Source organism: Providencia sp. (genome assembly GCF_052096715.1).
GTDB lineage: Bacteria > Pseudomonadota > Gammaproteobacteria > Enterobacterales > Enterobacteriaceae > Providencia.
The window spans coordinates 18,607-27,421 of sequence record NZ_JBQDNB010000042.1; the positions used below are offsets into that span (position 1 = coordinate 18,607).

Here is an 8,815-nt window from a genome sequence, read left to right on the forward strand (position 1 = left end):
TCTTTTTAGGTATTAATTATGTGGCACTAATTAAACTACCTAAAAAACGCACAAAATCCACATCAAATAATAAATAGCACATTATTCATTATTAAAAAACATATTAGCTGTTTCTCTTTAGTCCACAATAAACAATTTAGCGCCCATTGGCGTTGAGGAGCGATGTGCTTCAGCGTTATCCGCTACTTGGTAACTAATCCCAGGCGTTAAAATAAACGTTCGACCATCATCAAGCTCAGAATGTAATTCACCTTCTAAACACAACAAAATATGCCCTTTTAAACACCAATGATCCGCAATATATCCCGCAGAGTATTCAACCATCCTTACACGGATGTCACCATATTTTGCAGTACGCCATAATGCATAACCCTGTTCACCTTGATGAGTTTCTGGCTCAATTTCGGCCCAATTAGTTAGGCCAAATGGAATATTATTCATTTGCATCAGCTATTTCTCGCTATCAGGCATTTCAGGTCGCTCTATTGGGAAAATAGGCAACGCATTTAATAAACGCTTCCCATAATTTTTAGTGATCAAACGTTTATCATAGATAATTATTTCACCGTAACATTCATGGCTCCGAATAAGCCGCCCTGATTGTTGGATCAAGTTAAATGACGCACTAGGTAAACTTTGAACCTCAAAAGGATAGCGTTTCAATGATTTTAGCCAGTCTCCCTCAGTGATAATGACAGGATTTGTGACAGGTGGAAATGCAATTTTATGGATGTGTACCTGAGTCAGATATTCGCCTTTTAAATCTAATCCTTCAGCGAAAGATTGTAACCCCATTAGCGCACTTTTTTGCCCTTGATCAATTCTTTCGCAATGTGTTTCAACTAAACGATAACGAGGTTGATCCCCTTGAACAAGTAGCTGTAATCGTAAATCTTTTACATGCTCTAAAAATCCATCCATCGCTCTTTGGCTACTAAATAAAACCAATACACCACGATGGGTTTCTTTAATGAATTCACTACGAAAGAAAGTCGCCATTTCAGCTAAATGGTTCGCTTCATTATCCATAGTGGGTTCATATTTCATTTGTGGAATGATCAATTTTCCTTGCTCTGTATGATTAAATGGCGAGGAAAGGGTCACAAAGCGGTCATCGTTTTTTTCAGACAAACCACTTAGCTCCATAAATCTTGAATAACTATTGAGTGATCTAAGCGTTGCAGAAGTAATCACAATATGAGGGATATTACGCCATAGTAAGTGCTGAAGCTGCTCACTGACTCTAATACCCGCACAATGCATAAAAAAGCGAGATTGATTTTTCTCATAACGGCGACTTAGCCATTTAGAAACTGGCGCACCTGAGCTTTGATCAAGGGCAGCTAACCGCCATAACTTAGCCATATTTTCAAAATAACCCATTGCTCTGCTAGTTGTCAGTATAGAACGATGCAAACGCACGATATCTTGTTTGGCGGTTTGCTCTGTTAAATCACTGAGTATTGCTTCTGCAAGCCCTTTAAAACCATCTGTTAACTTAAAGAGTTCCTGACAACTTAATTGCATAGATTCAGGCAATACACCTAAAGGAAATAAATATTCTGTATCTTTTGATGTTTCAGGTAATAACGCATTTGCTAACACGGAAAAATCACGAAATGTTTCTCGTAGTTTTTCTGCATGCTTTTGTAATTTCTCTGGGTTTGCTAACTTTGGAGGTTTTGCTGGACGAAACTGGGCAACATACTGCGTAACATGTTGAATAAAGCTATCAATTTGTGCAGTTAATTGAACTAAAGTAATTTCACCTTCAACTTCAAGGGCATCTCTCGCAACATCAGGAACATGATGACCTTCATCCAGTACAAGTAATAATTTTTTAGGATCGGGCAATACGGACTCAGTTTCCATTGCCGCCATGACGAGTGCGTGATTTGCAACGACAACGTCCGCATCATCAATTTCACGTCGAGCAATAAAAAATGGACAACGTTGATAAAACTGACAATTTCGCCCTAAACAATTCATTTTATCTGTACTAACTTTACGCCATAAGCTATGGCTAAAAGCGCGTTTATGGTGATCTCTTAACCCATCCCAAGCAAAACTATGAAAATCATTACGTAATTGCTGGCAAATCGCACGTTCTTCACTATTGGCGATTTCGGTTTTATCCTCAACCAACAACATTAAATCAATTTGATCTCCTTCTGCGGCACAAATTGCTTCTAGATTTCGCGGACAAACATAACGTGCACGGCCGAATGCGCCAGTAAATTTAAGATCTGGAATAATTTTGCTTAGTAGTGGCAAGTCTTTACTAAAAATTTGGTCTTGCAGCGCGACATTGGCAGTACTCACAACCAGGGTTTTACCTTCTTCACGCGCTACCGCAATCCCCGGAATTAGGTAAGACAGTGTTTTACCAACCCCAGTAGGAGCCTCTATCACTAAATGGCGTCCATCGGCATCAGCCAAGTTTTTAGCTACCTCAGCAATCATTTGACGTTGAGGCTCACGGGAAACAAACCCGTCAATTTGTAGTGATAAGCCTTTATACCACTCCGTTATTTGTTCTTTTATTTTATTAGACAGGGACATAAATTACGCGATAACCAAATTTGAAATGTACGATAACCTAGTAGATAAATAGCACAAAAGTAAAAAGATTACTTTTGCCAACCGCTTCGCAAAACTACTGTATTAAAACCCATTATACATTAAAATTGGGAAGCGATTTGCAAAAGCGCATAAAATGTCGCTTTTAACTTGTTTGCAACAACCATCCAGTTATACTTTGTGTTCTAAAATTTAACGCAGGCTATAAAATATGAAAAAATTAGCAATCGCTATATGCGCCTTATTTGCTTTTGGTTCAGTAGGCGGCATTGTTTTAGCAGGTATGAATATTTATACTCGCTCAACAACACCTTTAGAACAGGGACAACCTCAGGCTCAATCCCTAATCCCTGCCCCTAACCAAATGCAGCAACCAAACTAAAATAATGTATTAGCTCAGGATGGAGATAGTTTATGTACAACGATTTTTTTGTTACACCGCAATGGTTAAACGCGCATCTGTTTGATGCAAATATTATTGTACTCGACGCTTCATCTCCTCCACCAACAGCCCCCTATGATTGTCGCCAACGTTATTTACAAGAACATATTCCTAATGCGCAATTTTTTCATCAAGATGAAATTGCTGATAAAACCTGCGATCTGCCCCATATGCTACCGAGTGCAGAAACCTTCAGCCAAGCAGTAGGTGCTATGGGTATTGATAATAATACTCAGGTTATTATTTACGCCCAAAATAATTTATTTTCATCCCCTCGTGCTTGGTGGACATTCACGACAATGGGCTGCAAAAACGTCAAAATATTGGCAGGTGGAATTGATGCTTGGAAAACAGCTGGATTTGAAACTCAAACAGGTGAAGTTATTCCACCAGCAATCAAAGAATTTAAAGCAACTCGAAAAGAAACGAATGCTTTGAATCAAAAACAAGTATTAGATATCGTTAACGAAGGTAAAATTCAAATTATCGATGCTCGTGCAGCGCCGCGTTTTCTAGCACAAGCACCCGAACCACGTCCGGGTCTACGTATGGGACACATTCCGGGAAGTAAAAATGTTCCTTGGGATCTACTCGTTGAAAATGGAGAGTTCAAGTCCCCTGAACAGCTAAAAGCCATTTTTGCTCAGCAAGGCGTCGATATCCACGCTCCCTCAGTCACTTCTTGTGGCTCAGGAATGACCGCTGCCGTTGTGCTAATGGCGTTAACCCTACTTGGCAACACAGATGTACGTTTATATGACGGTTCGTGGGCAGAGTGGGGACAGGATAATGGTTTGCCGATTGAACCTTAGGTTTCAACTCGCAAAAATAAAGGCTGCTAATATTTAAATTGCAGCCTTTATTAAATTCTTGAGATCTTGACTAAAATAGTCAGTATCTCGTTATTGTGACGTATATTTAAGCAAAACTATTTGGCAAATATACCCGCCAAGAAGAGCACTGCAATTGCACCGATAACGGCGACCACAAAGCTACCAAAATTGAAACCATCGACTTTACCTTTGCCAAAGAAAGTACTGATATACCCCCCGACAACAGCACCGACAATCCCTAAAACTGTGGTCATAATAAAACCCATCTGATACGTTCCAGGCATGAGCCATTTTGCTAGAACACCCGCAATCAGACCAAAAATAATCCAAGCAATAACGCCCATATTACGCCTCCAAAAGACTAGGTTGTATTAAGTAATAATATCTCAACAATAATAGTGATTAACTTAACTTAATGACTATCATACTTACTAAGTAAAGACCCAATAAGTTATTTTCGCAAATAAAAATTCTTTTTTTAAGACTTTTTATCAATATTTACATCTACAATATGCGAAATAACATCAGAAATTTGCTGTGCATTTTTCAAAGATCGCACTTGTTGAAACAGTTCATCCGCAGATTGATATTCTTTACGTAAATAGCTCAACCATTGCTTAATACGAGCGGCATGATAGTGACCAGTATCACCAAGTTTTTCCAGTTCAGTATATTTTAATAATATCTGATTAACCTGTTCCCAAGGCATTTGCCGATGGTTATTTTTAATCACTCGGCTTAGATTCGGTGTATTTAATGCACCCCGCCCAATCATAATGGCATCGCATCCCGTTATTTCAATACAGCGTTTAGCACTTTCATAGTCCCAAATTTCACCATTTGCGATAACAGGTATTGATAACCGCTTACGAATGTCACCGATAGCTTGCCAATTAATACGCTCAGCCTTATAACCATCTTCTTTAGTGCGTCCATGAACGGTTAATTCAGTGGCTCCCCCCTGCTCTGCTGCATCAGCAATTTCGTGGGTAAATTCACCGCTATCCCAACCTAGTCTAACTTTCACAGAAACAGGTAATGATTTAGGAACAGCATCACGCATGGCTTTAACAGCACGGTAAATGAGATCGGGTTGCTTCAACAGCGTAGCACCACCACCATGGCCATTTACCGTTTTTGATGGGCATCCACAATTCAGATCGACGCCCCAAGAGCCTAATTCAACGGCTCTATCTGCATTTTCTGCTAACCATTCGGGGTGCTGCCCTAACAACTGCACCCTAACTAAAGTTCCTGATGGCGTACGACTTTGATTACGTAATTCGGGGCACAAACGATAAAAGGTTTTAGCTGGAAGTAACGTATCTACTACACGAACAAATTCAGTAATGCAGAGGTCATAGTCATTTACTTCACTTAAAAGTTCTCTGACTAAAGAATCAAGAACACCTTCCATTGGAGCTAGTAATACACGCATAGATCTCTCATAACACACTGCATATTTAAAATTTTAATTATTCGGTAAAATTATATTTTCTTAACATCAAATAGTTCAAATTAGCACACCAAATTACTGGTTTACTACTTGTGGCAAACCTTCATAAATACCATCTTTGATGATAATTCTTGGTCTGAAGAATATAATTTACCTGAACGAACTAACTTATATAACACATCTTTCAAATATTATATGAGCAAGAAAACTTAGTCCACCGCCATTTTTACTTGTTGGCTCGTACGTTGCTAACCAGTAGTAATATGTTCTTCCAGACTTCAGAATTCACTTCATTAAGCCAGCACATGCAAAGCGATATGTACAGTAATGCAGTATTTTTCGCCCAGAGCTACTCCTTAGTTTTTCTGCAATGTTATAGTTTATTTATACTCAGCTACAACTATGAAATAGCTTCAGAATATTCCAATGAACCAGAAAATAGTTGACCGCCTTTTTCCGTATCTGAGTGACAAGATCATACTGAAAATAAGAGCAAATTCCCTAGTTCACATAGCACTCTATATGGGGCTTAGACTATCAAAAAGCATTCGGTTTATAACGTAAAGAACCAACAATTCGATCCCAAATTTCAACCATCTCAGCTTCACTGTATGTTGAAAATTTATTGATGTTATTTATAACAATCTCTACCTTTGGAATGGTTAATGTTCCCTTAGTTTCATTGGCAAAGAACAAAAAATTATAATACGGTAAATGGGGTATTCTTTTGTTTTCTACTTCAGAATAGACCTCTTGTTCGCCTTTTACTAACCATTCTTGTGAAGGAATATTATTAGGCGATAAATTTCCCTTTTTGATCGTTTCTCGATTCTGTTTACGTATAACCGTATTTATCTCAGCGCTTCGGCTTAATAAGGTATCATTAGAGCCAGCAAAACGATTATCGGATTCAACGGAAAGCAATAATTCATCATTTTCGTAAATAAATGAAATTTGCTGCTTAGGCTTTTCATTATTATCCAAAATAAAGCCATTCGGGATACAAGCCCCTTTTTCCATCGGAATTTCGTGATCTAAACGACCTTGTAATCGAGAGATTAATGATTGCATTGCGGTTAGTTTAGCCAGTCTAGTATTTGTTTGCGCTTCCATAAATCCTGAGACCTCGATATAAGATTTCTTTTCTTTCTCATATTTAGGAGCAGACAAATCCAAGATGTTCGTTGTAATGATAAATGCGATATGATTCACATACACATGAGCTTCTAATATTCGATACGCATCATTTGATGTTGGTTTGTTTCTATCAAAAATAACACCTTTACCATCTGGTAATTGAATAACCTCTTTCAGCATCGGAGCATTTTCTGCACTAGTTTTCCATTCCCGTAATTCTGCTTCACGTAACGTAATACGTTGTTTAAACGCAGGCGGATAGATAAACTTGCTTTCAATTTTAAAATCATCAATATACACACTATCGCGTAGCCGATTATTGAATGAGTCTGGGACATCAATAACATAACGCCCAATGCATTGAGGCTTAGTTTTATCAAATAACGTCTCTATCATCACTTTTTCCTTGTCAGTCAGACCTGTATGAATCGTTTTTTCGGTAAAAACAATTATTACTATAAGGGAAATTACCCCTACTAATGTTATTACCCACCAAAACAGGGCTTTAGTTAGCCGCACGGATATCCACCTCTTGCACCATTTTCACGATCGCTCTTAGTGTAAACTGAATAGCTTTTCGCTTTCCGATGTCACTAAGACTATCAACGGCATAGGCATTTTGATGGTCGACATTTGTCGCTAAGCTGCTTTGGATTGACGAACTTTTCATAATATCAACCAGCGATTCGACAGGAACCGTACCATCACCAGCCCCTTTAGATGATTCCAATATGAACTGCTTATAGGATATTCCGCTTTCATCCCCCATGTTTAATACTTTATTTGAATCCATCTCGCCGTAAACTTCCACATGTCGATTATTTTCTTGAGGTTTTGGAATATAAGGATGACCGGAATACGGGTTCATGTATGCTTTTCCTTCAACTTCTTTCTTCCATGTAAGAGAATTATCTGATTCAATCTTTGTACCATAAAAAATATAAGTATTTGGATGGTATTGCCCTTTTTCTTGATGCTCCATAAATTTTTTAACGTCATCTCTCATCGATATGGAGTAATTCTCCCAATTGTTATTTATTGTTGTTATATCCTTATCAAGAATGTCTGGCTCGTATAACTGCCACCACACATCCTTTCGCAAATAAATTTCGTTAAAGGGATCGAATTTTCCTGTAGCAGCATCCACAATGGAAGGATAACTGCCACCACCCTCGATAATAAGCCATGAGGATTTATATTTAGGATAAGGAAGAAGTTGTAGTGGCGCAGGGGCAAACGCAAGGACGGACATAAGTTCCTCTGCGGTAGATCCTAATACCGCACCGGGAATACCTTCTTGCGCCGCACCAACCTTCATTCTCCGATAAGCAGCAGGTGAGCCTAAATCTGGAATAACTCCATGTACAACACCTAACACTTTATCTTGGCATCCTTGAAATGCACCTTCTGGCGGATTCATTGCATAGCGGGCAACAAGCCCCCCCATAGAGTGAGTTAAAATAATCACTTTCTCTACTGCCAAGCCATAACCGTGGTCGTTTTTGTAAGTATTTAAGACTTTATCAATATATGCCACAAGGTTAGCGGCTGAGATAGCATTATCTTGTAGCCAGTTATAACCAAATACATGAACAGAAAATAAAAAACGTTTAAAATGAATTAGTTCTTCTTCTGTCAGCAACGTTTCATTCGTTCCGCCAATAGGACTTTGAACGAGTTGGCTCAACACACCTTTAGACTCAAAGTGATTTTGCATTTTTTTAGCATCATCACTGGCTGCCATATTTAACAAATCTTTTTGCCAATCATCGACTAAAGAAGACTGCAATACTTCAAGAAAAGAACCGTAACTCAAATAGAGAGCTTCTCCCCAATGTCGTTTTTCTCTTTTTGGCAACATATTTCCATCATCACTAAAAGGTGAATATGTACTTGGCATATATTGCCCACTGTCATCAACAAAAGTGGATTTAATATTTAAAAGTTGTCGTCTTTTTGCCCATCCAGTGCAGTCAAATATAATGTATCAGCCCCCATGAAAGCATCCGCACGCCAAACGGGATCACCTTTTTTATCCTTAAGGTTCGTCCCCATAATCCCAGGAATAAAAATAACAGGGATCACTTTGGTGGGAGGTACAATACATTTAGCTTGGGCATTAAGAGATTTGTGTTGAAGCTGGAGGTCATTCCAACTGCATTTTCCTTTTTCATTCCATTTAGGAATATGATACGAAACGTGTTGGCATTCACCAATTTCTGGAGAGTCTTTATCTGACATTACGCGGATCCTTTTCACTTCACCTTAAGGTAAATATGATAACGTAATTTTGCTTAAGTTTCTTGTTAGAATTGTAGTGGCATAGTTAATTTGGTCACCAAGTCAGAGGTGATATCATCACCTCAT

General features: G+C 38.5%; 9 protein-coding genes. 2 read left to right on the forward strand and 7 right to left on the reverse strand.

The features are described from left to right. Positions 1-117 precede the first annotated feature (117 nt). Complete coding sequence (locus ACTH6U_RS20465; protein ID WP_294103236.1) at positions 118-447, reverse strand: DHCW motif cupin fold protein; 330 nt, start codon at positions 445-447, stop codon at positions 118-120. 3 nt (positions 448-450) lie between these two features. Beyond that, complete coding sequence (gene dinG / locus ACTH6U_RS20470) at positions 451-2,562, reverse strand: ATP-dependent DNA helicase DinG (RefSeq protein ID WP_294103241.1); 2,112 nt, start codon at positions 2,560-2,562, stop codon at positions 451-453. Between the two features lie 229 nt (positions 2,563-2,791). On the opposite strand from dinG, the gene ACTH6U_RS20475 reads away from it, so the two are divergent. Together ACTH6U_RS20475 and sseA are read left to right on the forward strand one after the other, a co-directional pair. Continuing rightward, on the forward strand, positions 2,792-2,962 hold the full coding sequence (locus tag ACTH6U_RS20475) for a hypothetical protein (RefSeq protein WP_294103243.1): 171 nt from the start codon (positions 2,792-2,794) through the stop codon (positions 2,960-2,962). A gap of 32 nt (positions 2,963-2,994) precedes the next feature. Then, entirely contained in the window at positions 2,995-3,834 is an 840-nt protein-coding gene (gene sseA, locus ACTH6U_RS20480) for a 3-mercaptopyruvate sulfurtransferase (protein WP_441833030.1), read from the forward strand. Between the two features lie 116 nt (positions 3,835-3,950). Here the strand turns inward: sseA and ACTH6U_RS20485 are convergent, their stop codons facing one another. The 5 genes from ACTH6U_RS20485 to ACTH6U_RS20505 all read right to left on the reverse strand — a co-directional run bounded on the left by ACTH6U_RS20485 (position 3,951) and on the right by ACTH6U_RS20505 (position 8,689). Further along, positions 3,951-4,199, reverse strand: coding sequence for a GlsB/YeaQ/YmgE family stress response membrane protein (locus tag ACTH6U_RS20485; RefSeq protein WP_294103247.1), 249 nt, complete (start codon positions 4,197-4,199; stop codon positions 3,951-3,953). Positions 4,200-4,333: 134 nt separating this feature from the next. Then, complete coding sequence (gene dusC, locus ACTH6U_RS20490) at positions 4,334-5,293, reverse strand: tRNA dihydrouridine(16) synthase DusC (RefSeq protein ID WP_441833031.1); 960 nt, start codon at positions 5,291-5,293, stop codon at positions 4,334-4,336. A 555-nt stretch (positions 5,294-5,848) separates the two neighbouring features. Then, a complete protein-coding gene (locus ACTH6U_RS20495) occupies positions 5,849-6,844 on the reverse strand; it encodes a T6SS immunity protein Tli4 family protein (protein ID WP_441833034.1) in 996 nt (331 codons plus the stop codon). A gap of 109 nt (positions 6,845-6,953) precedes the next feature. Then, positions 6,954-8,348 carry an esterase/lipase family protein gene (locus tag ACTH6U_RS20500; RefSeq protein ID WP_441833032.1) on the reverse strand — a complete coding sequence of 465 codons (1,395 nt, stop codon included), beginning with the start codon at positions 8,346-8,348 and terminating at the stop codon, positions 6,954-6,956. Positions 8,349-8,386: 38 nt separating this feature from the next. Beyond that, entirely contained in the window at positions 8,387-8,689 is a 303-nt protein-coding gene (locus tag ACTH6U_RS20505; RefSeq protein ID WP_441833033.1) for a hypothetical protein, read from the reverse strand. Positions 8,690-8,815: the final 126 nt, after the last annotated feature.

Coding starts and splice junctions, on each gene's coding strand:
- ACTH6U_RS20500 (WP_441833032.1), bottom strand. CDS start 8,348: ATGCCAAGTACATATTCACCTTTTAGTGATGATGGAAATATGTTGCCA.
- ACTH6U_RS20495 (WP_441833034.1), bottom strand. CDS start 6,844: ATGATAGAGACGTTATTTGATAAAACTAAGCCTCAATGCATTGGGCGT.
- ACTH6U_RS20475 (WP_294103243.1), top strand. CDS start 2,792: ATGAAAAAATTAGCAATCGCTATATGCGCCTTATTTGCTTTTGGTTCA.
- ACTH6U_RS20485 (WP_294103247.1), bottom strand. CDS start 4,199: ATGGGCGTTATTGCTTGGATTATTTTTGGTCTGATTGCGGGTGTTCTA.
- dinG (WP_294103241.1), bottom strand. CDS start 2,562: ATGTCCCTGTCTAATAAAATAAAAGAACAAATAACGGAGTGGTATAAA.
- dusC (WP_441833031.1), bottom strand. CDS start 5,293: ATGCGTGTATTACTAGCTCCAATGGAAGGTGTTCTTGATTCTTTAGTC.
- ACTH6U_RS20465 (WP_294103236.1), bottom strand. CDS start 447: ATGCAAATGAATAATATTCCATTTGGCCTAACTAATTGGGCCGAAATT.
- ACTH6U_RS20505 (WP_441833033.1), bottom strand. CDS start 8,689: ATGTCAGATAAAGACTCTCCAGAAATTGGTGAATGCCAACACGTTTCG.
- sseA (WP_441833030.1), top strand. CDS start 2,995: ATGTACAACGATTTTTTTGTTACACCGCAATGGTTAAACGCGCATCTG.